This is a genomic window from Aeromonas sp. S19(2024) (genome assembly GCF_041402625.1).
Taxonomy (GTDB): domain Bacteria; phylum Pseudomonadota; class Gammaproteobacteria; order Enterobacterales; family Aeromonadaceae; genus Aeromonas; species Aeromonas caviae.
This window is the reverse complement of sequence record NZ_JBGLQU010000001.1, coordinates 464,195-491,158: the sequence shown is the minus strand read 5'-3', so window position 1 is coordinate 491,158 and position 26,964 is coordinate 464,195. Positions and strand designations below refer to the sequence as shown.

At 62.8% G+C, this 26,964-nt stretch carries 27 protein-coding genes; 26 read left to right on the top strand and 1 reads right to left on the bottom strand.

Translation table 11 applies throughout. From position 1 onward, the window contains the following. Positions 1-287: 287 nt before the first annotated feature. On the bottom strand, positions 288-1,616 hold the full coding sequence (gene rimO, locus ACB037_RS02335) for a 30S ribosomal protein S12 methylthiotransferase RimO (protein WP_041215595.1): 1,329 nt from the start codon (positions 1,614-1,616) through the stop codon (positions 288-290). Between the two features lie 266 nt (positions 1,617-1,882). Between rimO and ACB037_RS02330 the strand changes: the two genes are divergently transcribed. The 26 genes from ACB037_RS02330 to ACB037_RS02205 all read left to right on the top strand — a co-directional run bounded on the left by ACB037_RS02330 (position 1,883) and on the right by ACB037_RS02205 (position 26,956). Beyond that, positions 1,883-2,974 (top strand): HD domain-containing phosphohydrolase, encoded by a 1,092-nt coding sequence (locus ACB037_RS02330; RefSeq protein WP_039039918.1) that lies wholly within the window; start codon positions 1,883-1,885, stop codon positions 2,972-2,974. A 389-nt stretch (positions 2,975-3,363) separates the two neighbouring features. Next, complete coding sequence (locus ACB037_RS02325; RefSeq protein ID WP_039039917.1) at positions 3,364-3,732, top strand: helix-turn-helix transcriptional regulator; 369 nt, start codon at positions 3,364-3,366, stop codon at positions 3,730-3,732. A gap of 88 nt (positions 3,733-3,820) precedes the next feature. Then, complete coding sequence (arsB, locus tag ACB037_RS02320) at positions 3,821-4,885, top strand: ACR3 family arsenite efflux transporter (RefSeq protein ID WP_203762707.1); 1,065 nt, start codon at positions 3,821-3,823, stop codon at positions 4,883-4,885. A gap of 51 nt (positions 4,886-4,936) precedes the next feature. Continuing rightward, a complete protein-coding gene (arsC, locus tag ACB037_RS02315) occupies positions 4,937-5,362 on the top strand; it encodes a glutaredoxin-dependent arsenate reductase (RefSeq protein ID WP_203762704.1) in 426 nt (141 codons plus the stop codon). Between the two features lie 103 nt (positions 5,363-5,465). After that, entirely contained in the window at positions 5,466-6,242 is a 777-nt protein-coding gene (locus tag ACB037_RS02310) for a lipoprotein (RefSeq protein WP_041212621.1), read from the top strand. Positions 6,243-6,620: 378 nt separating this feature from the next. After that, a complete protein-coding gene (gene fliE, locus ACB037_RS02305; RefSeq protein ID WP_029314161.1) occupies positions 6,621-6,938 on the top strand; it encodes a flagellar hook-basal body complex protein FliE in 318 nt (105 codons plus the stop codon). Between the two features lie 55 nt (positions 6,939-6,993). Continuing rightward, positions 6,994-8,694 carry a flagellar basal-body MS-ring/collar protein FliF gene (gene fliF / locus ACB037_RS02300; protein ID WP_010673916.1) on the top strand — a complete coding sequence of 567 codons (1,701 nt, stop codon included), beginning with the start codon at positions 6,994-6,996 and terminating at the stop codon, positions 8,692-8,694. After that, positions 8,687-9,748: a flagellar motor switch protein FliG gene (gene fliG / locus ACB037_RS02295; RefSeq protein WP_010673917.1), complete on the top strand. Its 1,062-nt coding sequence runs from the start codon at positions 8,687-8,689 to the stop codon at positions 9,746-9,748. Before fliF ends, fliG begins: the two co-directional genes overlap by 8 nt. Before the next feature lie 70 nt (positions 9,749-9,818). Next, positions 9,819-10,622, top strand: a complete 804-nt coding sequence (gene fliH, locus ACB037_RS02290; protein WP_324029351.1) for a flagellar assembly protein FliH — start codon at positions 9,819-9,821, stop codon at positions 10,620-10,622. Positions 10,623-10,696: 74 nt separating this feature from the next. Continuing rightward, positions 10,697-12,028, top strand: a complete 1,332-nt coding sequence (gene fliI, locus ACB037_RS02285; protein ID WP_029314163.1) for a flagellar protein export ATPase FliI — start codon at positions 10,697-10,699, stop codon at positions 12,026-12,028. 16 nt (positions 12,029-12,044) lie between these two features. Then, positions 12,045-12,485, top strand: coding sequence for a flagellar export protein FliJ (gene fliJ / locus ACB037_RS02280; protein WP_039039911.1), 441 nt, complete (start codon positions 12,045-12,047; stop codon positions 12,483-12,485). An 87-nt stretch (positions 12,486-12,572) separates the two neighbouring features. Next, positions 12,573-14,474, top strand: coding sequence for a flagellar hook-length control protein FliK (locus ACB037_RS02275; RefSeq protein ID WP_371174835.1), 1,902 nt, complete (start codon positions 12,573-12,575; stop codon positions 14,472-14,474). A gap of 57 nt (positions 14,475-14,531) precedes the next feature. Continuing rightward, the gene (fliL, locus tag ACB037_RS02270) at positions 14,532-15,038 is read left to right on the top strand and encodes a flagellar basal body-associated protein FliL (protein ID WP_010673922.1); all 507 of its coding nucleotides are present in this window, start codon (positions 14,532-14,534) and stop codon (positions 15,036-15,038) included. Positions 15,039-15,048: 10 nt separating this feature from the next. Beyond that, complete coding sequence (fliM, locus tag ACB037_RS02265; protein ID WP_010673923.1) at positions 15,049-16,122, top strand: flagellar motor switch protein FliM; 1,074 nt, start codon at positions 15,049-15,051, stop codon at positions 16,120-16,122. A 42-nt stretch (positions 16,123-16,164) separates the two neighbouring features. Then, positions 16,165-16,560 (top strand): flagellar motor switch protein FliN, encoded by a 396-nt coding sequence (gene fliN / locus ACB037_RS02260; RefSeq protein ID WP_010673924.1) that lies wholly within the window; start codon positions 16,165-16,167, stop codon positions 16,558-16,560. Continuing rightward, the gene (fliO, locus tag ACB037_RS02255; RefSeq protein WP_010673925.1) at positions 16,557-16,940 is read left to right on the top strand and encodes a flagellar biosynthetic protein FliO; all 384 of its coding nucleotides are present in this window, start codon (positions 16,557-16,559) and stop codon (positions 16,938-16,940) included. Before fliN ends, fliO begins: the two co-directional genes overlap by 4 nt. Further along, positions 16,927-17,685, top strand: coding sequence for a flagellar type III secretion system pore protein FliP (gene fliP, locus ACB037_RS02250; protein WP_010673926.1), 759 nt, complete (start codon positions 16,927-16,929; stop codon positions 17,683-17,685). The genes fliO and fliP overlap by 14 nt, the downstream gene beginning before the upstream one ends. Before the next feature lie 123 nt (positions 17,686-17,808). Then, positions 17,809-18,078 (top strand): flagellar biosynthesis protein FliQ, encoded by a 270-nt coding sequence (gene fliQ, locus ACB037_RS02245; RefSeq protein ID WP_010673927.1) that lies wholly within the window; start codon positions 17,809-17,811, stop codon positions 18,076-18,078. A gap of 91 nt (positions 18,079-18,169) precedes the next feature. After that, positions 18,170-18,967 carry a flagellar biosynthetic protein FliR gene (gene fliR / locus ACB037_RS02240; RefSeq protein ID WP_010673928.1) on the top strand — a complete coding sequence of 266 codons (798 nt, stop codon included), beginning with the start codon at positions 18,170-18,172 and terminating at the stop codon, positions 18,965-18,967. Between the two features lie 74 nt (positions 18,968-19,041). Beyond that, a complete protein-coding gene (gene flhB / locus ACB037_RS02235; protein ID WP_041212629.1) occupies positions 19,042-20,172 on the top strand; it encodes a flagellar biosynthesis protein FlhB in 1,131 nt (376 codons plus the stop codon). 329 nt (positions 20,173-20,501) lie between these two features. After that, entirely contained in the window at positions 20,502-22,604 is a 2,103-nt protein-coding gene (gene flhA / locus ACB037_RS02230; RefSeq protein WP_010673930.1) for a flagellar biosynthesis protein FlhA, read from the top strand. Positions 22,605-22,620: 16 nt separating this feature from the next. Next, complete coding sequence (gene flhF, locus ACB037_RS02225; protein WP_045525209.1) at positions 22,621-24,120, top strand: flagellar biosynthesis protein FlhF; 1,500 nt, start codon at positions 22,621-22,623, stop codon at positions 24,118-24,120. 1 nt (position 24,121) lies between these two features. Continuing rightward, on the top strand, positions 24,122-24,997 hold the full coding sequence (locus ACB037_RS02220) for a MinD/ParA family protein (RefSeq protein ID WP_041212631.1): 876 nt from the start codon (positions 24,122-24,124) through the stop codon (positions 24,995-24,997). Continuing rightward, entirely contained in the window at positions 24,990-25,709 is a 720-nt protein-coding gene (locus tag ACB037_RS02215) for an RNA polymerase sigma factor FliA (RefSeq protein WP_041212632.1), read from the top strand. Before ACB037_RS02220 ends, ACB037_RS02215 begins: the two co-directional genes overlap by 8 nt. Positions 25,710-25,819: 110 nt before the next feature. Beyond that, positions 25,820-26,203 (top strand): chemotaxis response regulator CheY, encoded by a 384-nt coding sequence (gene cheY / locus ACB037_RS02210; protein WP_010673934.1) that lies wholly within the window; start codon positions 25,820-25,822, stop codon positions 26,201-26,203. Positions 26,204-26,215: 12 nt separating this feature from the next. Beyond that, positions 26,216-26,956, top strand: a complete 741-nt coding sequence (locus tag ACB037_RS02205; RefSeq protein WP_041212633.1) for a protein phosphatase CheZ — start codon at positions 26,216-26,218, stop codon at positions 26,954-26,956. The last annotated feature ends 8 nt before the right edge of the window (positions 26,957-26,964 follow it).

The window sequence follows — 26,964 nt, the reverse complement described above, 5'->3', positions numbered from 1 at the left end:
GTAAAAAGTCACCTTGCCACTCCCTGTTACAACGATAATGTGAGCTGGATCGTGCTCGTTTTTTCCCCGTTGACACGGCTTATTTTTGCGCAGGAAACAAGCGGCTCATGTGGGCGGAGAGAAGTGTGCGCTGGTTCACGGGCGCGTGCGAAAAGAGCAAGGAGAGGGAGATCGGTGACGAGGGGCGGGACAGGGGATGACAGGGGGGCATGCAAGAGCCTGACGGGCGGCGGACATTAAAAAAGCCAGTCGGTGAGACCGACTGGCTTTGAGGGGGAGTGGCGTGATTATTCCACCAGGCTGGCCCAGAGGTCGTACTCGTCCGCTTCGTCGATGCGGACCTTGACCATGTCGCCGGGCTTGAGGCCGGTTTCACCGTTCAGGTAGACCAGGCCGTCGATCTCGGGGGCATCGGCGGCGGAGCGGCCGGTGGCACCCTCTTCGTCCACCTCGTCGATCAGCACCAGCATCTCTTTGCCCACTTTACGGGCCAGCTTGCGGATGGAGACCTGCTGTTGCAGCTCCATGAAGCGCTGGAAGCGCTCTTCCTGCACCTCGGCCGGCACCGGATCCGGCAGCTCGTTGGCCTTGGCACCCTCGACCGGGCTGTATTTGAAGCAGCCAACCCTGTCCAGTTCCGCCTTGTCGATGAAGTCCAGCAGCATCTGGAACTCTTCCTCGGTCTCGCCGGGGAAGCCGACGATGAAGGTGGAGCGCAGGGTGATCTCGGGGCAGATCTCGCGCCACTTCTGGATGCGCTCCAGGGTGCGCTCGACGGAGCCGGGGCGCTTCATCAATTTGAGGATGCGCGGGCTGGCGTGCTGCAGCGGGATGTCCAGGTAGGGGAGGATCTTGCCGTCGCGCATCAGGGGAATGACGTCATCCACGTGCGGGTACGGGTAAACGTAGTGCAGGCGCACCCACATGCCGAGCTTGGCCAGCTCTTCGCACAGGGCCACCATGCTGGTCTTGACCGGCATGCCGTCGTAGAAACCGGTGCGGTGCTTGACGTCCACGCCGTAGGCGGAGGTGTCCTGGGAGATCACCAGGATCTCCTTCACGCCAGCCTCTTTCAGGCGCTTGGCTTCGGCCAGTACTTCGCCGATGGGGCGGCTCACCAGATCCCCGCGCATGGAGGGGATGATGCAGAAGGTGCAGCGGTGGTTGCAGCCTTCGGAAATCTTGAGATAGGCGTAGTGGCGCGGGGTCAGCTTGACGCCGTGGGCCGGCACCAGGCTGGTGAAGGGGTTGTGGGTGGGTTTTTCCACGTATTTGTGGACGTGGCCCAGCACCTCTTCATAGGCGTGGGGACCGGTTATTTCGAGCACCTTGGGGTGGATCTCGCGGATCTGGTTCTCTTTGGCACCCAGACAGCCGGTGACGATCACCTTGCCGTTCTCGGCCAGGGCCTCGCCGATGGCTTCCAGGGACTCCTGCACCGCGCTGTCGATGAAGCCGCAGGTGTTGACCACCACCAGCTCCGCATCGTCATAGCTGGGCACCACGTCGTACCCTTCGGTACGCAGCTGGGTCAGGATGCGTTCGGAATCGACCAGGTTTTTGGGGCAACCCAAGGAGACGAATCCTACTTTGGGGGCCTGTTTTGTGTTGGACATCGCTCAATCACTCTTAGGTGGCTCTTATTCAAGGGCGCGGATTTTACCGGAATGGCTAACCAAAAACTATACAGCCGACACGTCGGAAGCGAACAATCTCTTTGCCCGGGGAAGCGGGGTGGGGCGGCGTGACATGACCACGGGCAGGGAGGGGGCCGTCGCCAGTGCGGGCGGGATCACGATCCCTGTGCGCCGTCACCATTTGGCAGGAGGGGCAAAACGGGTGTCACTATACTCCCAACAGGCCTATCAGAAGGATGTGCGGGATGGAGAGTTCATTTGGTGAGAAAGTGCAGAACGTGCACGCCACCCTCAGGCAGCGGTTTGACAAGTTGAGCCGGGTGGCGATCGCCATCTACGACCCGCAGACGGACCAGCTCAAGACCTTTGCCCACAGCACGGACGGGGGCTCGCCGCTGTTGCAGTACGAGGTCAGGCTGAGCGAGGTGCCTTCCCTGCGCTACCTGGCCGAGCACCAGCAGCCCAGGGTGCTCGACACCCTGGATTCCCTGCTGGGCTCCCCCTCCGAGCACAGCCGCAAAGTGCTGGCGGCCGGGTACGCGTCGAGCTATACCGAGCCGCTGCTGCTCAACAGTCGCTTGTTCGGCTTTCTGTTTTGCGATGCCAAAGAGCCCGGTTACTTCGATGGCGCCATTTGCGGTGAGCTGGCGGCCTATGCCCAGATCCTGGCGGCCATCATCGCGGTGGAGTTCTTCTCCATCCAGACCCTGAACGGGGCCCTGACCACGGTGCGGGAGTTCAGCCGCTACCGGGACGAGGAGACCGCCAATCACCTGCACCGCATGTCGGCCTATTCGCGGCTCATCGCCCGGGAGGTGGCGGCCCATTACCCCTTGAGTGACGAGGAGGTGGAGTTCATTCACCTTTTTTCCGAGCTGCACGATATCGGCAAGATTGCGGTGCCCGACGCCATCCTGCTCAAGCCGGGCAAGCTCACGGCCGAGGAGTACGGGGTGATGAAGACCCACCCCTTCAAGGGGAGGGAGATGATCGCCCTGATGATCCGCGAGTTCGGCCTCGACGGCATCCATCACACCGACATGCTGAAGAACATCATTGCCTACCACCACGAGCGTTTCGACGGTCAGGGCTACCCGGAAGGACTGGCGGGGGAGGCGATCCCCCTGGAGGCCCGCATCGTTGCGGTGGCAGATGTGTTTGACGCCCTCACCAGCGAGCGCCCCTACAAGCAGGCCTGGCCCCTCGAAACGGCCTTCGAATACCTCAAGACCCATGCCGGCAGCCAGTTCGACCCTGTCTGCGTCGCGGCGGCGCTGCAAAGCCGGGAGGCGTTTTGTGCCATCCATCGGCAATATCGGGATCCCGTGATCACCTGATTGCGCCTCTCTCTCCTCCCCGGCTTCCCCCGGATTCCCCCGGATTCCCCAGGCCCCGTCATCTGATGGCGGGGCCTGGGGCCATTTCTCGTTTCATCGTCTTGAGGCGCATCCGGCGCCGGGGGGCTCTGCGGCTTTGGGCGGGGCAGGGCGCCGCGGTGGGCGGGGCGGCCAACGGGAGGATTATCCGGGGTAAGGTCATAAGAGTGCCTTATAAAGAGAGGCCAGATATTAGCCGTATGACTGACATGAGGCCGCTAGTGGGCACGACATGGCCGGGGCGGCGCCTCTGGCGGCCCGTCCCGTCGCGATGTCGGCTCGGTGGTGACGCTTTGATCATTTCAATAATTCTTGTATAGTTGAAATGAAGCATCCAAGGGGGGAGACCCATGAACAAAGAGACGGCCACCAAGGTCTTTGAATCGCTGGCATCCGGGATCCGGCTCGAGGTGTGGCGGCTGCTGGTCAAGGCCGGGCTGGAGGGGCGGGTCGCGGGGGAGCTGGCCGGCGAGCTCGACATCGCCCCCAATACCCTCTCGTTTCACCTCAAGGGGATGCTCAACGCCGGGTTGCTGTCAGTGGAGCAGGAGGGGCGTTTTCTGCGCTATCGCGCCAACATCCCCCTGATGCTGGGGGTGATCGCCTACCTCACCGAGGAGTGCTGCGCCGGTCATCCCGAGGCGTGCGGCCTGCTGCCCGCCGGGCCCGGCAGCGCTTCCCGCGCCGAGGGGTCGTCGCCCTGCTGCGGCGAGTCGTAACAGGCCATGCCGGGCTGTCGATGCCCATGTGCCGTGTCATTCATCTATTCAACCTGGGGTGCGAGCGTGGATCGCACCGGGAGTCATCATGTCTGCAAGCTGTGAGGCCAAGGCAGCCCCTGCCATCGGCTTTTTTGAACGTTATCTGACCGCCTGGGTCGCCCTCTGCATCCTGGTGGGCATTGGTCTGGGGCAGGGGTTGCCGAGTCTCTTCAAGGCCATCGGCGCCATGGAGGTGGCCAGGGTCAACCTGCCGGTGGGGCTGCTTATCTGGGTGATGATCATCCCCATGCTGCTCAAGATCGACTTTGGCGCCCTGCACCAGGTGAAGGGGCACCTCAAGGGAATCGGGGTCACCCTCTTCATCAACTGGCTGGTCAAGCCCTTCTCCATGGCCTTCCTCGGCTGGCTCTTCATCCGCGTGCTGTTTGCCGACTGGCTGCCGGCGGATCAGCTGGACAGCTACGTGGCTGGCCTCATCCTGCTGGCGGCGGCCCCCTGCACCGCCATGGTGTTTGTCTGGAGTCGCCTCACCAACGGCGATCCCTACTTCACCCTGTCGCAGGTGGCGGTGAACGACCTCATCATGGTGTTTGCCTTTGCCCCGCTGGTGGCGCTGCTGCTCGGGGTCTCCAGCATAGTCGTGCCCTGGGATACCCTGCTCACCTCGGTGGTGCTCTACATCGTCATCCCCGTCATCCTCGCCCAGCTGCTGCGCAAGGCCTTGCTGAGAAAGGGGCAGGCCCATTTTGACGGCGTCATGACGTGCATCCAGCCCTGGTCGGTGGCGGCCCTGCTGCTTACCCTGGTGCTGCTGTTCGCCTTCCAGGGCAACGCCATCATGGAGCAGCCGCTGGTCATCGCCCTCCTGGCGGTGCCCATCCTGATCCAGGTGCTGTTCAACTCCGGGCTTGCCTACTGGCTCAACCGCAAGGTGGGGGAGAAGCACTCGGTGGCCTGCCCTTCCGCCCTGATCGGGGCCTCCAACTTCTTCGAGCTGGCGGTGGCCGCCGCCATCAGCCTGTTCGGCTTTCATTCCGGCGCGGCGCTCGCCACCGTGGTCGGGGTGCTCATCGAGGTGCCGGTCATGCTGCTGGTGGTGCGCGTGGTCAACGCCAGCAAACCCTGGTACGAGGCGGGACTAAAGCGCTAACGGATGGCCACTAACCCATTTCTATTCACTTGAGTCATGAGAGACAGGCAAATGAGTGCAATCACCCTCTATCACAACCCGGAGTGCGGCACCTCCCGCAACACCCTCGCGCTGATTCGCAACAGCGGTGTGGAGCCCACCATCATTCACTATCTGGAGACGCCCCCCTCCCGCGACGAGCTGGTGGCCCTGATCGCCGCCATGGGCATGCCGGTGCGCGATCTGCTGCGAAAGAACGTGCCCCCCTACGAGGCGCTGGGGCTGGCGGAAGCGCGTTTCAGCGACGATGAGCTTATCGACGCCATGCTGGCCCATCCCATCCTCATCAACCGGCCCATCGTGGTCACCCCCCTCGGCACCCGGCTGTGCCGCCCGTCGGAGGTGGTGCTCGATATCCTGCCCGACCCGCAGCAAGGGGAGTTTGCCAAGGAGGATGGCGAGCAGGTGGTGGATGGCCAGGGCAAACGGCTTCGTTGAGCCCCTGCGCGTCAGCGTCTGACCCGCGCCGGGGGGATGCCCTTAACGGGCAGGCGCCAGATCTGCTACTGTGACCTTCGACTCATCACAGAGGGTGGAAACAATGAAGATTCGATTCCTGGTGATAGCCACGGCACTGGCGCTGGCCTCAACCCCCGGTCTGGCCGACTGGGCAAAGCTGAAGGAGGCCGCCTCCGAACTCGGTACCGCGGTGAGCGATACCAGCAAGGAGGCGTGGAAGGGGATCACCGATTTCTCCAAGGAGACCTGGGAGTCGGTGTCCAGCTGGGGGGCCGAGGCCTACAACAAGGCGGGGGCCTGGACGGCAGAGAGCGCGGCCACCGGCAAGGAGTGGCTGACCGCCGCCGACAAGAAGCTCGACACCATGCTCGAGCCCAAGACCCCGGAGGAGGCAAGAACCGCCCTCGATACCATGGCCGATACCGCCCTGGTGCGGCTGTTCAACGAGCAGCCCTCGGCCAAGTTGCTGTTTGACAAGGCTTATGGCTATGCGGTGTTCGACTCGCGCAAGTTTTCCCTGATGATCCACACCAATCAGGGGGCCGGGGTCGCCGTCAATCGCACCAGTGGCAAGCACACCTACATGAAGATGTTCGGTGCCGGTCTTGCGGCCGGGATCGGCGGCAAGTTCTACCAGCAGGTGATCCTGTTCGAAGACAAGGCGAGGTTCGATGCCTTCGTCAGCAAGGGGTGGGAAGCCACCTCCGAGGTGGGCGCCGTGGCGGGCAAGGAGAGCGCCGAGCTCACCGCCAAATACAATGGCGGCATGGCTATCTACCAGATTGGCGAGAAGGGACTGTTGCTTGACGCCAACATCTCGGGCTCCAAGTACTGGCTGGATGATGACCTGAACAAGTGATCCCTGCCAATCTGACCCGGCATTTCATGGATGGCTAGAGATGCACCCTGTTTACTTGTCGGGATTTGCAGTAAAAAGAGGGCCCAAGGCCCTCTTTTTCATGGGCGCCGCACAGAGTCCGGCGACCAGGAGAGCAAGATGACCCATGAGGCCGAGCAGGATCGGATGGCTGCCCAGCGCCGGGAGTGGGACAAGCAGAGCATCTACCTGCGGCTGCTGCTGGGCGATCCCCTCGGATCGGCAACCTGATCCCCGGATGGCCGGTGCCCGTCGGCCTGATCGCGCCCCGCTTTTATCCCTGATCTCGAGATCTCGCTCTGGTTGGCACCTTTATTGCTTCAAGCCAGTCAGTGTCAATGATTTGTCTGGGAAGGGAAGATGGAAATTAGCGCAAGCAGCCTGATGCAAGAGATGCAGGCCCTCAAGGTGGAAGCCGGTGCCACGCCGTTGACCCAGCCCGGTCGTCCGGTCAGCTCGGATTTCGGCCAGATGCTGCAACAGGCCCTGGACAACGTCAACGAGTTGCAGGGCACCGCCAACGATCTGCGTACCCGCTTCGATCTCGGCGACAAGTCGGTGGATCTCTCCCAGGTGATGATCGCCGGCCAGAAATCCTCCATCGCCTTCGAGGCGACGGTGCAGGTGCGCAACAAGATGGTCGATGCCTACAAGACCATCATGAACATGCCGGTGTAACTCGGGCCCATGACGACCGAGCATCATGAACATGTCAGCAACAAGGACATAAACCGTGGCAACTGATCAAAACGGCGATCTGCTGATCAACAACGAGGGGGCGGCCGCCCTCGACGAGCACGAGCAGAAGAGCTCGGCGCTGGGCTTCCTGTCCAACACCGATGTGTTGCGCCAGATCACCCTGATCCTGGGGCTGACCATCTGTCTGGCCATCGCCGTCTTCATCCTCTTGTGGGGCAAGGAGCCGGAGATGCGTCCCCTCGGCACCTTCACCACCCAGGAGCTGGTCTCCACCCTGGATTACCTGGATCAGCAGAAGATCCCCTATCAGGTGGATGGCAAGAGCGTGCTGGTCAGTGCCGAAAACTATGCGGACATCCGGTTGCGCCTGACCCGCGCCGGTCTGGCCAACAACAGCGACGCCAGCAACGACGGCGAAGCCATCCTGCTCAAGGACTCCAGCTTCGGCGTCAGCCAGCGCATGGAGAGCGAGCGCCTGAAACTGAGCCGCGAGCGTCAGCTGGCGAGCGCCATCGAGCAGTTCCAGAACGTCGCCAAGGCCCAGGTGCTGCTGGCCATCCCGAAAGACAACGTGTTCGCCCGCAACGAACGCAAGCCCAGCGCCACCGTGGTCCTGAGCCTCAAGGGCAACGCCCTGGGCCAGGGTGAGGTGGACTCCATCGTCGACATGGTCGCCTCCGCCGTTCACGGTCTGGAGCCGACCCGCGTCACCGTGACCGACCAGAACGGTCGCCTGCTCAACTCCGGCTCCCAGGATCCCCTCTCTGCCCAGACCCGCAAGGAGTTTGCGATGCAGCAGAAGCAGGAGCTCGAATACAAACAAAAAATTGACGCCATCCTGATCCCGGTGCTGGGGGCCGACAACTATACGGCGGAGGTGGATCTCTCCCTCGACTTCTCCCAGCAGGAACAGACCCGCAAGACCTACAACCCGGACCTGCCGGCGGTGCGCTCCGAAATGACCATGGAAGAGAACAGCGCCAGCGGCAGCAACGGCGGGGTGCCCGGCGCCCTCTCCAACCAGCCGCCCGCCGCGTCCAACATTCCCGAGCAGGCTGCCGGCGCAGAAGGAACCGCCTCTTCCGGCCGTTCCCGCAAGGAAGCGACCCGCAACTTCGAACTGGACACCACCGTCAGCCACATCCGGCGCCAGCAGGGCGGCATTCGCCGCATGACGGTGTCGGTGGCGGTGGACTACAAGGCCATCCCCGGCGCCGACGGTGCCGTGACCCGGGAAGCCCGCAGCCAGGCCGAACTCGATACCCTGCGCCGTCTGCTGAGCGGCGGTCTGGGCTTTGACGTGACCCGGGGGGATACCCTGGAGGTGGTCGCCATTCCGTTCAACCGCCCGGAACTCGAGACCGTGGCCGACATCCCCCTCTACGAGCAGCCCTGGTTCTGGCGCGCGGTGCGCATCGCCGCCTCCGTGCTGGTCATCATAGTGCTCATCGTCACCGTGGTGCGGCCCATGCTCAAGCGCCTGCTCTACCCGGACGCCAAGCCGGAAGGGGAGCTGGACTTCGACAACCACACCGTGCTGGGTGGCGACGACGAACTGAGCCTGCTGGCCGCCCAGGCCGAGGCGGAGCCGGTATTCGGTCTGCGGGATGGTCAGCTCAAGCTGCCTGACCTGCACCGTGACGAGGATCTGCTCAAGGCCGTGCGCGCCCTGGTAGCGAACGAACCTGACCTGGCCGCCCAGGTCATCAAAGAATGGGTAACCAAAGATGCCTGAAGAGAATAAAAGCCAGGTCACCGGCAACGACATCACCGAAAGCCAGCGCCTGATCCTGGATCAGATGGGCGGCATGGAGATGGCGGCGGTGCTGATGCTGAGCCTCAACGAGGAGGACGCGGCCCAGATCTTCCGCCACCTCGAGCCCAAGCAGGTGCAGCGGCTCGGCATGTCCATGGCCTCCATGTCGGATTTCAGCCACGATCGGGTGGCGGCGGTGCATCGTCAATTTATCGACGACATCCAGAAGTACACCAACATCGGCATCGGCAGTGAAGACTTCGTGCGCAAGGCCCTGGTGGCGGCGCTCGGGGAGGACAAGGCCAGCAACCTGGTGGATCAGATCATCCTGGGCTCAGGCGCCCGTGGCCTCGACTCCCTCAAGTGGATGGATGCCCGCCAGGTGGCCAGCATCATCCAGAACGAGCACCCGCAGATCCAGACCATCGTCCTCTCCTATCTGGAGCCGGAGCAGTCCGCCGAGATCCTGAGCCAGTTCCCGGAGCAGGTGCGCCTGGATCTGGTGATGCGCATCGCCAACCTCGAAGAGGTACAACCGGCGGCGCTGCAGGAGCTCAACGACATCATGGAGAAACAGTTCGCCGGTGCGGCCGGTGCCCAGGCGGCCAAGATGGGCGGCCTGAAGGCGGCGGCCAACATCATGAACTACCTGGATACCAACATCGAAGGGCAGCTGATGGACTCCATCCGCGAGTCGGACGAGGAGATGAGCCAGCAGATCCAGGATCTGATGTTCGTGTTCGAAAACCTCATCGACGTGGACGATCGGGGCATCCAGACCCTGCTGCGGGAAGTGCCCGGGGATCTGCTGCAACGGGCCCTCAAGGGGTCGGACGACCAGATGCGGGAAAAAGTATTCAAGAACATGTCCAAGCGGGCCGCCGAGATGCTGGCGGACGACCTCGAGGCCATGGGGCCGATCCGGGTCTCCGAGGTTGAAGCCGCCCAGAAGGAGATCCTCTCCACGGCGCGCCGCCTGGCGGATGCGGGCGAGATCATGCTGGGGGCGGGTGGTGGCGAAGAGTTCCTCTAAGCCATGGGCCATGGAATGTGCGATGATGTCGGCCCCTGTACCCGGCCCTCGATAGGAGTCTCTTCGGCACATGAAAGACAAGAACAGCAAACTGCGCGGCTATCTGAGGCCCGAGTCCGACACGGCGCAGATTGAGACCTGGGGCTGGCCAGAGATGGAGACCGAAGCCGAGGTCGAGACCAATGCCCTGGGGCTGGCTCCTGACTGGTATCGTCAGGAGCAGGCCGATGCGGCCCTGCCGGAAGAACAACCCGAAGAGCCCGCCCCCAGCATCACCGCCGAAGAGGTGGAGGCGATTCGTCAGGCCGCCTGGGAAGAGGGGATGCGCGATGGGCGCGAGGCCGGTTTTGCCAAGGGGCTGGAAGAGGGCAAGCTCGAAGGCTTGCAGCAGGGCCACCAGGCCGGGCTGGAGCAGGGCAGGGAAGAGGGCCTCGCCATGGGACGGGAGCAGGTGGAGCTGGAGATAGCCCGCTGGCAAGCCCTGGTCTCACGTCTGGCCACTCCCCTTGGCGAGATGGACGAGGCGGTGGAGCAGCAGCTCATCGCCCTGGTGCAACAGCTCGCCCGCGCCCTCATCCGCCATGAGGCGCAAACCTCCCCCACGCTGCTGCTGGAGGCCCTCAAGCAGGGGTTGGCCCTGCTCCCTGCCGCCGAGCAGGGGGTCACCCTGATGCTGCACCCGGAGGACGTGACCCGGGTGGAGGCCGCCTTTGGCGCCGAGGAGTGCGCCAGGCGCCACTGGCGGCTGCAAAGCGAGCCCACCTTCTCCCCCGGCGATCTGCAACTGGCCACCGAGCTTTCCAGCATCGATCTTACCCTCTCCGGGCGCATCGAACAGCTGCTGCGCAACTTCCTGCGTGACAACGCGAGCTGAGCCATGGCCCGGTTCGAACCCGTCGTGCAGCGCCCTGCTGACGGCATCATCAGGCACCCATCGTCGGAGGCGACATGACGGCACCCCTTCTTGATCGGCTTAAAGGCTACCGGGTTCGCGAGCAGGCCCCCATACCACCGGTGGCAGGCAAGCTCACCCGGGTGGTGGGGTTGACCCTGGAAGCCATTGGCTGCCGCGCTGCCATCGGCTCCCTGTGCCGCATCGATACCCAGGATGGGGCCCTGGAGGCCGAGGTGGTGGGGTTTGCCGGGGATCGCCTGTTCTTGATGCCGAGCGAGCAGCTCAAGGGGGTCATTCCCGGCGCCCGGGTGGTGCCCGTCACCGAAGATCACGGCATTCCGGTGGGCATGAGTCTGCTTGGCCGGGTCATCGACGGCATCGGCCAGCCCCTGGACGGGCTCGGTCCCATCCTCTCGTCCCAGACGGTGCAGTTCGCCCAGCACCGCATCAATCCCCTGGCCCGTCGCCCCATCCATCAACCCATGGACGTGGGGGTACGGGCCATCAATGCCGTGCTCACCGTGGGCCGGGGTCAGCGCATGGGGCTGTTCGCCGGCTCCGGTGTCGGTAAATCCGTGCTGCTTGGCATGATGACCCGGGGCTCGGTGGCGGATGTCGTCGTGGTGGGCCTCATCGGCGAGCGGGGCCGGGAGGTGAAGGAGTTCATCGAGGAGATCCTCGGCGCCGAGGGGCGCGAGCGCGCCGTGGTGGTGGCCGCCCCTGCCGATGCCTCGCCGCTGATGCGCCTCAAGGGGTGCGAGACGGCGCTCGCCATCGCCGAGTATTTCCGCGAGCAGGGGCTCAACGTGCTGCTGCTGATGGACTCCCTCACCCGCTACGCCCAGGCACAGCGGGAAATTGCACTGGCGGTGGGGGAGCCGCCGGCCACCAAGGGCTATCCCCCCTCGGTGTTTGCCAAATTGCCGGCGCTGGTGGAGCGGGCCGGCAACGGCAGCGACGGCCAGGGCTCCATCACCGCCTTTTTCACCGTGCTGACGGAGGGGGACGATCTGCAGGATCCCATCGCCGACGCGGCCCGGGCCATCCTCGATGGCCACATCGTGCTGGCGCGGGAGCTGGCGGATGCGGGCCACTATCCGGCCATCGACATCGAAAAATCCATCAGCCGGGTCATGCCCATGGTGACCTCACCGGAGCACATGGAGCTGGCGCGCACCTTCAAGCAGTTCTACTCCCTCTACCAGCAGAACCGGGATCTCATCACCATCGGCGCCTACAGCCAGGGATCGGATCCGCGCATCGACCGGGCCATCATCCAGAAACCCTATCTGGATCAGTTCTTGCAGCAGAAAATGCGCGAGGTCATTCACTACGATGAAGGCCTGCAATCCCTGCAACTGGTGGCCATGCCCCTGATGCGTTGACCGGTGGAGAGCCCTTATGAGTAAAGGATTGACGTTGCTGGCGAGTCGGCTGGAGGAGGCCGAACAGCAGGCCGCCATGGCGCTGGCCAAGGCCCAGCAGGATCTCAAGCTGTTCATGGATCAGCAAAACGCCCTCAACCAGTACCGCCAGATCTACCACCAGCAGTGGACGGAGCGCGGTCTGCAGGGGATCAGCCCCCAGCAGAACAGCCAGTATCACGCCTTCATCAACAAGCTCGAAAACGCGGCGACCCAGCAGTACCAAGGGGTGTTGCAGGTGCGCGAGGCGCTGGCCGAGTGCCGCACCCAGTGGCTCGAAGCCCAGCAGCGGCGCAAGGCGGTCGAGCTGCTGCTGGAGAAGAAGGCGGACAAGGTGCGCCAGAAGGCCCAGCGCCAGGAGCAGAAGATGCTGGATGACTACGCCATCCTGCGTCGTTATCACCAATCTGGCCTGTAATTTGCTTTCTTCCGGTCATGCGAGGCCGATGGGCCAAGCCATGACCGCACGTGCGGCCGTCACCGAATCGTCGTCAGGGATCCCAGCATGATACAGACCCCCTTGATTAGCACTCTCTCCCAGGCGCCTTCTGCCGATGGCAGCGCCACCCTGCTGGCTCCCACCGTTGGGGGCGAAGGAGGCGTGCAGCCGTCAGGCGAGGGCAAGGCCGCCTTCTCGCAAGCCATGGCCATGGCCCAGCTGATGGGCAAGGCGCCAGCCAGTCAGGGAAATCCAGCGCTCCAGGGGCCCGCCGAGGGCGCCCGGGAGGGGCTTGCCCCGGCTGCCAAATCTTTGGCGTCTGACGAGCCCGCCACCGAGTCCGCGTCTTCCTCGAAGGGGGCGGACGACGAGGGCGAGCTGCCTCCCGACGACTTCCTGCAACAGTTGCAAGCCTCCCTGCGCCAGGATGTGAGCCTGGTGATGCCCCCGACATCGCTCGCCATGGCCGGTGAGGCGGCGGCGCCTGTGGACGGCAACCCCTTGCCGCCTGGCGCCGCTGCGCCTGGGGTGGCAGAGGATGTGGGAATGACAGAGGGCGTTGAGGTGGCAGAGGGGAGCGCCTCCCTGCCGCAGATGACGCCAGAGCGTCAGCATGAAGAGAACAAAACGAAGGCAGCTCCCGGTGCGGCCCAAGGCGCCAGCGCCGTGCCGAGCGGTCAGGGTGCTCTGCCGCTGGGGGCCGAAGAGCCCGCCTTGGCCGATGACACTGCCGTGACCGACCAGGGCGGGGCGACCCGCCAGCCCATGGCAGGCAAGGGAGCGGAGCCGGATGCCAAGGGGGTCGAACCCCCTCTCTCGGGTCAGGAGCGTGCCGCCCTGCTCGCCAAAGTGGTGGCAGGAGAAAACGCCCTGGCTCCCACTGTCACCCGGGCTGACTCATCGCAAGAGGCACAGGTGGCCAATCCCCTGACGTCGGCCGGACAGGGGGCAATCGCTTCCCGTGCCACCAGCGCCTATGGCGATGGCGTGATCCGGACGGTGGCGCAGGGGCCGGCCTCTGCAGCCACACCGGAGTCCGCCCCGCCCGCGACGGCGGCAGGGGCAGAGAAGGACGCCCCTGTCGCCGGTGAGGCCAGACAGGCCGAGGCCGCGAGCGGGCAGGGAGCCCGTGCAGGGGCCGAGCCTGCGGTGAATGCAGGGAGCAGCCAGCCCGTGACGACGGAGGACCCGGCCCCCGTGCAGGTGGCGCCGCAGATCCTGGCTCGTCATGAATCCCAGGGGGCACAGGCCCCCCTGACGGCCCTCTCGGCGGGCCTGGACCAGATGGAGAGCGCCCCCGTGGTGGCCGCCGGCGCTGCCGTGTCGGTGAAGCCCGCGGTGGACAAGTCCCGGCTCGATGAGCTGGGCAAACAGTCGGGGATGGAGGTCAAGGGCAGTGAACCCGCCGAGGGGAGCCAGCCTTTGCATCAGGCACAGAGCCAGGTCGGCGAGAACCGACCGCTGGCCGAGGCGACCGTCAGACGAGAGCCCCAGAGCCTGCCCCACCTCAAGCTGGCGACCCCTGAGGCCCCCGAGCAGCTGCACCACAAGGTGAACCTGATGCTGGCGGACAAGCTGCAACAGGCGGAGATCCAGCTAGACCCCCTGGGGCTTGGCAAGATGAAGATCCAAATCCAGATGGATGCCTCCAGCCAGGCCAGCGTGCACTTCGTGGTGCAGCATGGCCAGACCCGTGAGATGCTGGAGCAGGCCATGCCGCGCCTGCGCGACATGCTGGCAGGGCAGGGGATCCAGCTCGGCCAGACCGTTGTGCAACAACAGGCGCAGCAGCAAGCCTTCCAGCAGCAGGGGCAGTCATCCTCCCAGGGTCAGTCCAGTTTCGGTGACCAGGGGCGACAGGGGGGAAATGGCGGCGGCAGCGATGGCAGAGAGGCCGAGGGGAGCGCTCGCAACCTCACGCTGCTGGTGGAATCGGCAAACGATGCCGGAATCGATTTCTATGCTTGATGCATTCTTAAGTAAGTTTATGATACCGAACAAGTTTGAGACTAGGGTGGACAAGGGATGGCAGACGATAACGAACTGACGCTGAAGGATCCGGCGGCAGGCAAGAAAAAGAAGCTGATCATGATAGTCGCCCTGGCCGTCGTGCTCCTTGGCGGGGGCGGCGCCGGCGCCTGGTTCATGCTCGCCGGTGGGGATGAGCCCGCCGCCGAAAAGAGCGAGGCCAAGCCGGAGGCGAACACGCCCCAGCCCTCGCTCTATGTGGGCATGCCCCGTCCCTTCGTGTTCAACGTGGCGGGAGGCCAGCGGGATCGGCTGGTGCAGATCAAGATCCAGCTGATGGTGCGCGGCACCGCTGACGAAACCCTGGCCAAACAGAACATTCCCCTGATCGAAGGCACCTTGCTGCGGGTCTTCAGCTCGGCGACCGCCGAACAGCTGATGACCTTCGAGGGCAAGGAGAAGCTGCGTCAGGATTCGCTGGAAGAGTGCCGCCGGGTGCTGAACGACCTGGTCTCTTCTCCCGTAATCGAACAAGTGCTGTTTACCGGCTTTGTCATGCAATGAAAGGTGAAGCGTGAGCGATCTGTTAAGTCAGGACGAGATTGATGCCCTGCTGCACGGCGTCGACGATGTCGAGGAGGAGGAGCTGGGAGCTGCCGGGGATCCCGGTATCGCCCAGTTCGACTTCTCCTCCCAGGACCGCATCGTCCGCGGCCGCATGCCGACCCTGGAGCTGGTGAACGAACGGTTTGCCCGCCACATGCGCATCAGCCTGTTCAACATGATGCGGCGCACCGCCGAGGTCTCCATCAACGGCGTGCAGATGCTCAAGTTTGGCGAATATGTCCACACCCTGTTCGTGCCCACCAGCCTGAACATGGTGCGTTTCCGCCCCCTCAAGGGGACGGCGCTGATCACCATGGAGGCGCGGCTCGTCTTCATCCTGGTGGAGAACTTCTTTGGCGGTGATGGCCGCTACCACGCCAAGATCGAGGGGCGGGAATTCACCCCCACCGAGCGGCGCATCATCCAGATGCTGCTCAAGCTGGTGTTCGAGGACTACAAGGATGCCTGGGCGCCGGTGATGGACGTGGGCTTTGAATACCTCGACTCCGAAGTGAACCCGGCCATGGCGAACATCGTCAGCCCCACCGAGGTGATCGTGGTGAGCTCCTTCCACATCGAGCTGGACGGCGGTGGCGGCGACTTCCACGTGGCCATGCCCTACTCCATGCTGGAACCCATCCGCGAACTGCTGGATGCGGGGGTGCAGAGCGACAAGGGGGATACCGACGTGCGCTGGAGCAAGGCCCTGCGCGACGAGATCATGGACGTCAAGGTGGAGCTCAAGGCCAAGCTGCTGGAGACCGAGCTCTCCTTGCGTGAGCTGATGGAGCTCAGACCCGGGGACATCATCCCGGTGGAGATGCCGGAGAACCTGCTGGTCTTTGTGGAGGATCTGCCTACCTTCCACGCCAAGATGGGGCGCACCAAGGAGAACGTGGCGCTCAAGATCACCGACAAAATCAAGCGCCCTGACGGGGTCAAGACAGAGATGCATCTGGTGACCCGCGGGGGCGTGCGCATTGATGGCGAAGCCGAGCTGGAAGAGCTCGAGCGAAGCATCTCTGACAAACACCCTGATTGATCCTCCCCTCGGGGGAGGTGTTGCAACACTGAGGAATTGAAGATGAGCGGAACCGATGACGAGCAGGATTTGATGGCTGACGCCTGGGCGGCCGCACTGGAGGAGCAGGTCACGGCCGAAGCCAAGCCTGCCCCCCTGGAGGAGTTGAAGGACGAAGCCCCCATCAGCGCCGAAGAGCGGCGCAAGCTGGACACCATTCTGGACATCCCGGTGACCATCGCCATGGAAGTGGGCCGCAGCCAGATCAGCATTCGCAACCTGCTGCAACTGAACCAGGGCTCGGTGGTGGAGCTGGATCGGGTGGCGGGTGAACCCCTGGACGTGCTGGTCAACGGCACCCTGATCGCCCACGGCGAGGTGGTGGTGGTGAACGACAAGTTCGGTATCCGTCTCACCGACGTCATCAGCCAGATTGAAAGGATCAAGAAGCTCAAATGATCCGTGTGCTCCCGTTGTGGCTGTTTTCCCTGCCAGCCCTGGCCAACCCGGGGGTAGGGGCGAATCCCCCCAGCCTCACCTCCTGGCTGCTCTCCAGCCTGATGGTGATCGGCCTCATCCTGGTGCTCGGCTTCCTGCTCAAGAAGAGCAAGCTTTCCCAGGTGATGGGAGGGGGCCAGATGAAGGTCATCGCCACCCTGCCCCTTGGCTACAAGGAGAAGCTGATGGTGGTCAAGGTGGGCGGCCAGCAACTGCTGGTCGGGGTGACGCCGCAGCAGGTCAACTTCCTCTATCGCCTGGAGGAGCCGCTGGACGAGAGCCAGCCTCAGGCGTTCTCCGAGCAACTGGGCAAACTGATGGGCAAGCATGAAAAACGTTAACTGGACCCGGTGGCTGGCACTGCTCTCCCTGGTGCTCTCGCCCCTGGCGATGGCCCAGGACGGCATGTCTGCACTCACCGTCAAGACCATGGCGGATGGCAGTCAGGAGTACAGCCTGACCCTGCAGGTGCTGGCGCTGATGACCGCGCTCTCCTTCCTGCCGGCCATGGTGATCATGATGACCTCCTTCACCCGGATCATCGTGGTGCTCGGCATCCTGCGCCAGGCCATCGGTCTGCAGCAGAGCCCCTCCAACCAGGTGCTGATCGGCATCGCCCTCTTCATGTCGTTTTTCATCATGTCGCCAGTGCTGGATCGCATCAACAACGAGGCGTTGCAGCCCTATCTGGCCGAGACCATCGGGGCCAAGGAGGCCCTGGAGAAGGCGGAGCTGCCCATTCACCAGTTCATGCTGGCCCAGACCCGGGTCAAGGATCTCAATACTTTCATGGAGATAGCGAACGTGCAGGTGGCCGAGCCTGCGGACGTGCCGCTGCGGGTGCTGATCCCGGCCTTTGTCACCAGCGAGCTCAAGACCGCCTTCCAGATAGGCTTCATGCTGTTTCTGCCTTTCCTGGTCATCGATCTGGTGGTCGCCAGTATCCTGATGGCCATGGGGATGATGATGCTCTCCCCCATGCTGGTCTCCCTGCCGTTCAAGCTGATGCTGTTCGTCATGGTGGATGGCTGGAACCTCATTCTGGGCTCCCTGGCCACCAGCTTCGGGCTGGGCTCGGGTGGTTAGGGGAGGGCAGACCCTCCCCCCGGCTCTCCCCTTCACTCGGGGAGGGCGCGAGGCCTCTCTTCCTCTCGAAGGAGGAGGCCGGGAGGATGCGGCCCTGGGCAAACCCATCACAAGGAGCGAGCAATGAGTCCTGAAACCTTCGTCGACGTCTTTCGCGAGGCGCTTTGGCTGGTGACCATCATGGTGTGTGCCGTGATTTTGCCGAGCCTGATGGTGGGGTTGGTGGTCGCCATCTTCCAGGCCGCCACCTCCATCAACGAACAGACTTTGAGCTTCCTGCCCCGTCTGGTGGTCACCCTGCTGGCCTTGGGGGCGGGGGCTCACTGGGGATTGCAGAGTCTGATGGACTTCTTCCAGCTGATGGTGAGCCAGATCCCCGAGGTGGTGGGCTGATGCCAGCCAAGGGCCACCCTTTCGCTCTGGCCGAGGCAGACCGGGGCCTGCGTCCTCCCGTTGGCCTGCCCGTGCCGGGAGTGTTGCTGTCATGACCTACACCACGGCGCTCATCATGGAGTGGCTCTCCTCCATCCTCTGGCCCCTGGCCCGGGTGAGCAGTCTCCTGATGGTGATGGCGGTCTTTGGCAGCCGGCTCGCCCCGGCCCATATCCGCATCGGCCTGGCGCTGGCGATCACCCTCATCATCGCCCCCCTGCTGCCCCCGATGCCGAAGATCGAGCTCTTTTCCCTCGGCAGCTTCCTGGTGCTGGGGCAGCAACTGCTCATCGGCATCGCGCTCGGCCTCATGACCCAGTTCCTGCTGGAGACCTTCGTGATGGCGGGTCAGGTCATCGCCATGCAGACCAGCCTGGGCTTTGCCACCCTGGTGGACCCCATGAATGGCCAGTCGGCTCCCGTGGTGGGCCAGTTCTACCTGATGCTGGCGACCCTGGTGTTTCTCGCGGTGGACGGCCACCTGCTGATGCTGCGCATGGTGGTGCTGAGTTTCGAAACCCTGCCGGTATCTGACAGCGGGCTCACCCTGCCTGCCATCCGCAGCCTGGTGAGCTTTCTCGGGGTCATGTATCAGGCTTCTCTGGTGATGGCGCTTTCGGCCATCATCGCCCTGCTGCTGATCAACTTCGCGTTCGGGGTGATGACCCGTGCGGCCCCCCAGCTCAACATCTTCAGCATCGGCTTTGCGGTCAGCATGATGTCGGGCCTGTTCATCCTCTGGCTCACCATAGGTGGCTTCATGGGGCACTTCGACGCGCTCTGGGAGCGGGTGCAGGAGACCAGCTGCGAGCTCATCAACGTCCAGTGCTTCGGGGGCCAGCATGACTGAGGCCCTCCGGGTTGCGGCCCTTTTGCTGCCAGTCTGGCGGGCCGCCAGTCGGCTGATGCCGGCAGGAGGCCAGCATGGCTGATACCGATCAGGAACGCACAGAACAACCCACGGGCAAACGACTGCAACAAGCCCGGGAAAAAGGGCAGATTGCACGTTCCAAGGAGCTGGGTACCGCCAGCGTCCTGCTGGCGACCGTGTTCGGCCTCCTGATGATCAAGGAGAGTCTGGCAGGGGCCATGATCAAGGTACTCACCATGGGCTTTACCCTGGACCGGGATCAGGCGTTCGACCCCAATGCCATGGGGGCCATGGTGCCCGCCCTGCTGGGGGAGCTGATCCAGCCTCTGGGACTGCTGTTCATGCTGGTGATCATCGCCGCCTTCGTCGGCAACACCCTGCTCGGCGGGATGAACTTCTCCTCCGAAGCCATGCTGCCCAAGTGGAGCAAGCTGAGCCCCCTGAGCGGCATCAAAAGGATGTTCGGGGTGCAATCTCTGGTGGAACTTGTCAAATCCATCGCAAAAGTGGTGTTTATTAGTCTGTTCGCCTGGTGGATGCTGTCGAGCCAGTTCAACCATCTGCTGAATCTCTCTCTTGAGGGTTTTCCCGGCGGCATCGTCGATGCCCTGGACCTGCTGCTCTGGATGCTGATCATCCTCTGCTGCGCCCTGATCCCCATTGTCGCCATCGATGTGCCGTTCCAGAGCTGGAACCACAATCGCCAGCTCAAGATGACCAAGCAGGAGATCAAGGACGAGTTCAAGGACAGCGAAGGCAAGCCCGAGGTCAAGGGGCGGATACGCCAGTTGCAGATGCAGATGGCCATGCGCCGCATGATGGGGGATGTCCCCAAGGCCGATGTGATCATCACCAACCCGACCCACTACTCGGTGGCGCTCAAATACGATGCGGGCAAGCCGGGGGCGGCGCCCAAGGTACTGGCCAAGGGGGTCGACGAGGTGGCGATGAAGATCCGGGAGATCGGGCGCGAATACGACATCCCCGTCATGTCCTCCCCGCCGCTCACCCGGGCCCTTTACCACGCCACCGAGATTGGCCAGGAGATCCCGGAGGGGCTCTTCGCCGCCGTCGCCCAGGTGCTGGCCTATGTCTATCAGCTCAAGAAGTTCCGCCGTGGCCGCGGCCGGCGCCCGACCCCCATCGCCAAGGATCTGCCCATTCCACCCGAGTTTCGCAAATAACGCAGTGGAGGCAGCCTGATCCCGGGTGCTCTCCCTTGCGCCCCCGCGTTTCGCAAATAAAGCGGTGGGATGGCCCCACCATCCGGTCTCTCCCTTGTGTCGCAAACAAGGCCGCTATCTCCTTGTCGAGGCGCGTCGCCTCGCCCCATGGCCTGGGCTGGCCTTTGGCCTGCTTGGTGAAGGCAGCTTCCCCCCTTTCACCATTCCCCGTGACGCCAACGACGGACTTCTGACAGCGTTAAAATAAAAACCATATAAATCAATATATTGAATCCTTGGCTTGATATTTGCTTTAATCCACTATTGGCAGTTTATCATTGAGATGCACGATGGGATTCAAAGCGGGACTGGGCCGTTTCAAAGAGTACAAGTGGCTGCTCAGCAGAGGGGTAGGGACGCCGCTGCTGGTATTGGCCTCTCTGGGGATGGTGGTACTCCCCATTCCGCCCCTGATGCTGGATATCCTCTTCTCCTTCAACATCGCCCTCTCCATCGTGGTGCTGCTGGTGGCGGTCTATACCCGCCGCCCCCTGGAATTTGCCGCCTTCCCCACCGTCTTGCTGATCGCCACCCTGTTGCGGCTCGCCCTCAACGTTGCCTCCACCCGGGTGGTGTTGCTGGAAGGCCACAACGGCAGCGCGGCGGCAGGCCATGTGATCGAGGCGTTCGGCAACGTGGTGATCGGCGGCAACTATGCCGTGGGCATCATCGTCTTCATGATCCTGGTGATCATCAACTTCGTGGTGGTCACCAAGGGTGCGGGCCGGATCTCCGAGGTGAGCGCCCGCTTCACCCTTGACGCCATGCCCGGCAAGCAGATGGCCATCGATGCGGACCTGAACGCCGGTCTCATCAACCAGGAAGAGGCCAAGAAGCGCCGTCAGGACGTGACTCAGGAAGCGGACTTCTACGGCTCCATGGACGGTGCCTCCAAATTCGTGAAGGGGGATGCCATCGCCGGCATCATGATCCTCTTCATCAACATCATCGGCGGCTTCATCATCGGCATGATGCAGCACCAGCTCACCTTCGGCGAAGCGGCCCAGGTCTATACCCTGCTCGCCATCGGTGACGGTCTGGTCGCCCAGATCCCCTCGCTCCTGCTCTCCATTGCCGCGGCCATCATCGTTACCCGTCAGAATACCGACCAGGACATGGGGACAGCGGTACTCGGCCAACTGTTCGAAAATCCCAAGGCGCTGGTGATCTCCGCCGGCATCCTGTTGATGATGGGCAGCGTGCCCGGCATGCCGCACCTGGCTTTCCTGAGCCTGGGGGCGGTGGCGGCGGCGGGCGCCTGGTGGCTGCTGCGCCGCGAGAAGCAGAACAAGGCGAAGGCGGCGAGCGGCGAACTCATGCCGGCCCAGGGGGATGCCCCGGTGGAGCAGAAGGATCTCAGCTGGGACGACGTCATGCCGGTGGACATCATCGGCCTGGAGGTGGGTTATCAGCTGATACCTCTGGTGGACAAGAATCAGGGGGGCGAGCTGCTCAACCGGATCAAGGGGGTGCGCAAGAAGCTCTCCCAGGAGCTGGGCTTTCTGGTGCCTGCCGTCCACATTCGTGACAACCTGGATCTTGCCCCCAACCAGTACCGCATCACCCTGATGGGCGTGAGCACGGGGGAAGCCACCGTCTATCACGACAAGGAGATGGCCATCAACCCGGGGCAGGTGTTCGGCCAGATCCACGGTATCGCCACCCAGGACCCGGCGTTCGGGCTGGAGGCGGTCTGGGTCGCCAAGGAGCAGGTCTCCCAGGCCCAGACCCTTGGCTACACCGTGGTCGATGCGGCCACCGTGGTGGCTACCCACCTGAGCCAGATCCTCTCCAACCATGCGGCGCTGCTGCTGGGTCATGACGAGGTGCAACAACTGCTCGACATGATAGGGAAGCATCAGAGCAAGCTGGTGGAAGGACTGGTTCCCGAGGTGATCAGCATGGGCAACCTGGTGAAGGTATTGCAGAATTTGCTCAATGAAGGCGTGCCAATTCGCGATATGCGCACTATCCTGCAGACCCTCGTGGAATATGCGCCCCGCAGCCCGGACCCGGAAGTGCTGACCGCAGCCTGCCGGATAGCCCTGCGCAGATTGATTGTGCAGGAGATTGCCGGCCCCGAGCCCGAGCTGCCGGTGATCACCTTGTCACCAGAACTGGAACGTATATTGCATCAATCACTGCAAGCAGGTGGGGGAGATGGCGCCGGTATCGAACCGGGACTGGCGGAGCGGATGCAACGCTCCCTGGTGGAAGCCACTCAACGACAAGAACTGGAAGGCCAGCCGGCCGTGCTTCTGACATCGGGGATATTGCGCAATACCCTGGCGAAATTTGTCAAGAATGCCATTCCTGGATTACGCGTGCTGTCCTATCAGGAAGTGCCTGACGACAAGCAGATCCGCATCGTCAGTGCGGTGGGACAGGGCTAGTTAGCGGAGATGACGGGTGAAGATTAAGCGGTTTTTTGCCAAAGACATGCGCACGGCGCTGGCCGAGGTCAAGGAGACTCTCGGACCCGATGCCGTCATCATGTCCAACAAAAAGGTCACCGGTGGGGTGGAGATAGTCGCGGCCGTCGATTATCAATCCCAGGTACCGGGGCCCAAAGACGCGCCGGTTCGCCGTCAGTTGAATGAAGAGAGCGTCAATATCTCGTCTGCGGGCAAACAGATGACGAGGTCGGCGCCACCCAAGGAACAGAACGAATACTACGCCGATACCCTGGCGGCCCTGCTGGCACGCCAGCAGAAGCTCAATCCGGCCAACCCGGCGGGTGGCAATGGCGCCCCGGGATCATGGTCTGGCAGCGGAGCGGGCAACGGTCAGCCAGCCTCGGCCTCCTGGCCCGCCAATGGCGCTGCCGGCACCCAGTCCGCCGGACTGGCGGGCGCGGCCAGTGCTCCCAGAACCCTGGCCGAACAGGGCCAGTGGGGCGCCGCTCCCGAGCCCGCCAAGCCCAAGGCCCGTCCTGCCGCTGCCCCGCGCCAGGCTCAGTCCGCCCAGCGGGATCAGGAGATGGAGGGGATGCGCAAGGAGATGGCCAGCATCCGCAAGTTGCTGGAGCACCAGATCTCCGGCCTGATGTGGCAGGAGGTGGAGCGCCGCGAACCCATGCGCGCCCTGCTCATCAAGGAACTCAAGAAGATGGGGTTCGACGATGCCTTCGCCGATCAGCTGGCGGGCCTCATCCCCGAAGACATGCCGATCCATCAGGCCATGGCCCAGCTGGCCGAGGTGCTGACGGCCCAGCTCAAGATCAGCGAGGACGAGATCCTGCGTCAGGGGGGGGCGGTGGCCCTGCTCGGACCGACCGGGGTGGGCAAGACTACCACCATCGCCAAGCTGGCGGCCCGCTTTGCCATGAAGTATGGCGCCGAGCAGGTGGCGCTCATTACTACGGACAACTACCGGATCGGGGCCCACGAACAGCTACAGACCTATGGTCGCATCATGGGTTGCCCGGTGCGTCAGGTGCGGGACGCCGAAGAGCTGGCCAGTGCCCTCTATCAGTTCCGCCATCGCCGGCTGGTGCTCATCGACACCGCCGGGGTGGGTCAGCGGGATATCCGCCTGACCGAACAGCTCGACACTCTGGTGAAGAATGCCAAGGTGCGCATCCGCAGTTATCTGGTCATGTCGGCCACCTCCCAGCGACGGGTGATGCAGGAGGCGGTGGATCACTTCCGGCGCATTCCGCTCTCCGGCTGCATTCTGACCAAGCTAGATGAGAGCCTGAATCTGGGTGAAGTGATCAACGTGTGCATTCAAAACGCCCTGCCCATCAGTTACATCACCGACGGGCAACGGGTGCCGGAAGATATTCAAGTTGCCAACGCGGCGCTGCTGGTCGGTGCCGCCATGGGGTCGCTGGAACGGGAAGCAGAAGATCCCTATTTCTGGGGATCGGGTTTTGGCGAATCCGAAGATTCGGAGTTTTATGAGTAACATGTATATGGATCAGGCGAGTGGTCTGCGCAAAATGCGTCAAAACAATCGAGTGAAAGTGATCGCCGTGTCCGGAGGCAAGGGGGGCGTCGGCAAGACCAACGTGACCCTGAATGTGGCGGGAGCCATGGCCGCCCAGGGCAAGCGGGTGTTGGTGCTGGACGCCGACCTTGGTCTGGCCAACGTCGACGTCATGCTGGGGCTGAGGGTGCATCGCAACCTCTCCCATGTGCTGGCCGGGGAGTGCACCATAGACGACATCATCGTCGAGGGGCCCTACGGCATGATGATAGTGCCGGCCACCTCGGGCACTCAGTCCATGGTCGAGCTCTCCCCGGTACAACATGCCGAGCTCATCCGCGCCTTCAGCGAGATGAAGACCCAGGTGGACGTGTTGCTGGTGGACACGGCGGCGGGGATTTCCGACATGGTGCTGAGTTTCACCCGTGCCGCCCAGGACATCATGGTGGTGGTGTGCGATGAACCCACCTCCATCACGGATGCCTACGCGCTCATCAAGATCCTCTCCAAGGATCACGGTGTGTTCCGCTTCAAGGTGGTGGCCAACATGGTCCGCTCCCTGCGCGAGGGGCAGGAGCTGTTCGCCAAGCTGACCCGGGTCACCGACCGCTTCCTGGATACCTCCCTGGAGCTGGTGGCCTGCGTGCCTTACGACACCAACCTGCGGGCCGCGGTGCGCAAGCAGAAACTGATAGTTGAGGCGTTTCCAAAATCCCCTGCCGCCCTGGCATTTCGTGCCCTGGCGAACAAGGCGGCGAGCTGGCCCATCCCGAATCAGCCGGGCGGCCACCTCGAATTTTTCCTGGAAAACTTGTTGCAAAAGCCGGTCATAACACAGGAAGACTCCCGTGAATAAAGCCCAAGCATACTTGCGTCATCAGGATTCCTACGTGCTGGTTGAGCGACACGCTCCGCTGGTCAAGCGGATTGCCCAGCATTTATTGGCTCGCCTGCCAAGCAGTGTCTTGCTGGATGACCTGATCCAGGCAGGTATGATTGGGCTGCTCGAAGCTTCCCGCAACTTTGACGGCAGCAAGGGCGCCAGCTTTGAAACCTATGCCGGCATCCGCATCCGTGGTGCCATGCTCGACGAGATCCGCCGCGGAGACTGGGTGCCCCGCTCGGTGCACCGCAACAGCCGTGCCATCGCAGAAGCGATCGAGAACGTGGAGCAGGCCCATGGCCGGGATGCCAGAGACACCGAGGTGGCCGCCAATATGGGGGTGTCCCTCGGGGAGTACCATGCCATGCTGCAGGATGTTTCCTGCGGCAAGATCATCGGCATAGAGGATCTGGGGGTCAGCGAAGATGTCATCGGTCATCCCGATGACGGCAACGGTCAGGGAGGATTCGACGATCTGGCGGCCGAGCGCTTCCAGGGGGCCCTGGCGGAGCACATCGCCCGCCTGCCGGAGCGGGAGGCGCTGGTGCTGTCCCTTTATTACGATGAAGAGCTGAATCTGCGCGAGATCGGTGAAGTATTGAGTGTGAGTGAGTCTCGGGTGAGCCAGATTCATAGTCAGGCCATGCACAGGCTGCGCGCCCGTTTGCGAGATTGGAATTTATAAGTGGTTGTACTGGCTACACTGGAGCACAACTCTAAGGCATAATCCGCACCATAAAACCTGCGATCTGCATCATGTAAGTGAGCCGTCTTGGCGGCTATTTAGGAGGAACTTTGGACAAGAACATGAAAATCCTCATCGTCGATGACTTTTCAACGATGCGCCGGATTATCAAGAACTTGCTGCGTGACCTGGGATACAACAATACCCATGAAGCAGACGATGGCAACACGGCGTTGCCGATGCTGAAAAATGGCGACTTCCAGTTCGTGGTCACCGACTGGAACATGCCCGGCATGCAGGGCATCGACCTGCTCAAGGCGATTCGCCTCGACGACAAGCTCAAGCACCTGCCGGTTCTGATGGTGACTGCCGAAGCCAAACGCGAGCAGATCATCGAAGCCGCCCAGGCCGGGGTCAATGGCTATATCGTCAAGCCGTTCACCGCTGCCACCCTCAAAGAGAAGCTCGACAAAATCTTTGAACGTATCGGCTAAGGAGCGGCAGGGATGAAGGCCAAAACGAGTGCCATGATCTCGCTTGACCAGGCAAGGATGCTGGTTGCCCACCTGGAGCGGGAAGAGTTTGAACAGGCCGATACCATCCTCGCCGATGTGTGCGCCCCCAATGCGGCGGCCCTGTTTGACAAGGTGGGGCAGCTGACCCGCCAATTGCACAACTCATTGCAGGATTTTCGCCTGGATCCCAGGATCCCCGACCTGGCCACCCATGAGATCCCGGATGCCCGGGAGCGTCTGAGCTATGTCATCGACATGACGGACAAGGCGGCCAATCGCACCATGGATGCGGTCGAGGCAAGCCTTCCCATCGCCGATCGACTCAACGACAACATTCAGCTGGTCATGCCCAACTGGAATGCCCTGATGAGCCGGGATCTCGAGCTGGGTCAATTCAAGGCGCTATGCCATCAACTGAATGATTTTATTAAGGCTTCTGAGACGGATGCCGATAAGTTACGACAACTGCTGACGGAAATTCTGATGGCTCAGGATTTCCAGGACCTGACCGGTCAGATGATCCGCAAGGTGATCAAACTGGTGCAGGAAGTTGAAACGAAGTTGATAGAGATGCTGACCATGTTCGGTGAGGGCGTTAGTGACAATTCGGCACGTAGCCTGCCAGTGAGCGGCATCGAGGCGGAAGGCCCCATCATGAACCCGCAGACCCGCTCAGATGTGGTCAATGGTCAAGATGATGTGGACGATCTGCTGTCTAGCCTGGGATTCTAATGGAGTGA

Bases quoted from the DNA above. Each gene is read 5' to 3' on its own strand.
- fliJ (WP_039039911.1), top strand. From the start codon at position 12,045: ATGAGTAAAGGATTGACGTTGCTGGCGAGTCGGCTGGAGGAGGCCGAA.
- flhB (WP_041212629.1), top strand. From the start codon at position 19,042: ATGGCTGATACCGATCAGGAACGCACAGAACAACCCACGGGCAAACGA.
- rimO (WP_041215595.1), bottom strand. From the start codon at position 1,616: ATGTCCAACACAAAACAGGCCCCCAAAGTAGGATTCGTCTCCTTGGGT.
- fliQ (WP_010673927.1), top strand. From the start codon at position 17,809: ATGAGTCCTGAAACCTTCGTCGACGTCTTTCGCGAGGCGCTTTGGCTG.
- flhA (WP_010673930.1), top strand. From the start codon at position 20,502: ATGGGATTCAAAGCGGGACTGGGCCGTTTCAAAGAGTACAAGTGGCTG.
- fliN (WP_010673924.1), top strand. From the start codon at position 16,165: ATGAGCGGAACCGATGACGAGCAGGATTTGATGGCTGACGCCTGGGCG.
- fliR (WP_010673928.1), top strand. From the start codon at position 18,170: ATGACCTACACCACGGCGCTCATCATGGAGTGGCTCTCCTCCATCCTC.
- fliP (WP_010673926.1), top strand. From the start codon at position 16,927: ATGAAAAACGTTAACTGGACCCGGTGGCTGGCACTGCTCTCCCTGGTG.
- fliE (WP_029314161.1), top strand. From the start codon at position 6,621: ATGGAAATTAGCGCAAGCAGCCTGATGCAAGAGATGCAGGCCCTCAAG.
- ACB037_RS02205 (WP_041212633.1), top strand. From the start codon at position 26,216: ATGAAGGCCAAAACGAGTGCCATGATCTCGCTTGACCAGGCAAGGATG.
- fliO (WP_010673925.1), top strand. From the start codon at position 16,557: ATGATCCGTGTGCTCCCGTTGTGGCTGTTTTCCCTGCCAGCCCTGGCC.
- arsC (WP_203762704.1), top strand. From the start codon at position 4,937: ATGAGTGCAATCACCCTCTATCACAACCCGGAGTGCGGCACCTCCCGC.
- ACB037_RS02220 (WP_041212631.1), top strand. From the start codon at position 24,122: ATGTATATGGATCAGGCGAGTGGTCTGCGCAAAATGCGTCAAAACAAT.
- fliG (WP_010673917.1), top strand. From the start codon at position 8,687: ATGCCTGAAGAGAATAAAAGCCAGGTCACCGGCAACGACATCACCGAA.
- fliH (WP_324029351.1), top strand. From the start codon at position 9,819: ATGAAAGACAAGAACAGCAAACTGCGCGGCTATCTGAGGCCCGAGTCC.
- ACB037_RS02330 (WP_039039918.1), top strand. From the start codon at position 1,883: ATGGAGAGTTCATTTGGTGAGAAAGTGCAGAACGTGCACGCCACCCTC.
- arsB (WP_203762707.1), top strand. From the start codon at position 3,821: ATGTCTGCAAGCTGTGAGGCCAAGGCAGCCCCTGCCATCGGCTTTTTT.
- ACB037_RS02275 (WP_371174835.1), top strand. From the start codon at position 12,573: ATGATACAGACCCCCTTGATTAGCACTCTCTCCCAGGCGCCTTCTGCC.
- ACB037_RS02310 (WP_041212621.1), top strand. From the start codon at position 5,466: ATGAAGATTCGATTCCTGGTGATAGCCACGGCACTGGCGCTGGCCTCA.
- fliL (WP_010673922.1), top strand. From the start codon at position 14,532: ATGGCAGACGATAACGAACTGACGCTGAAGGATCCGGCGGCAGGCAAG.
- ACB037_RS02325 (WP_039039917.1), top strand. From the start codon at position 3,364: ATGAACAAAGAGACGGCCACCAAGGTCTTTGAATCGCTGGCATCCGGG.
- fliI (WP_029314163.1), top strand. From the start codon at position 10,697: ATGACGGCACCCCTTCTTGATCGGCTTAAAGGCTACCGGGTTCGCGAG.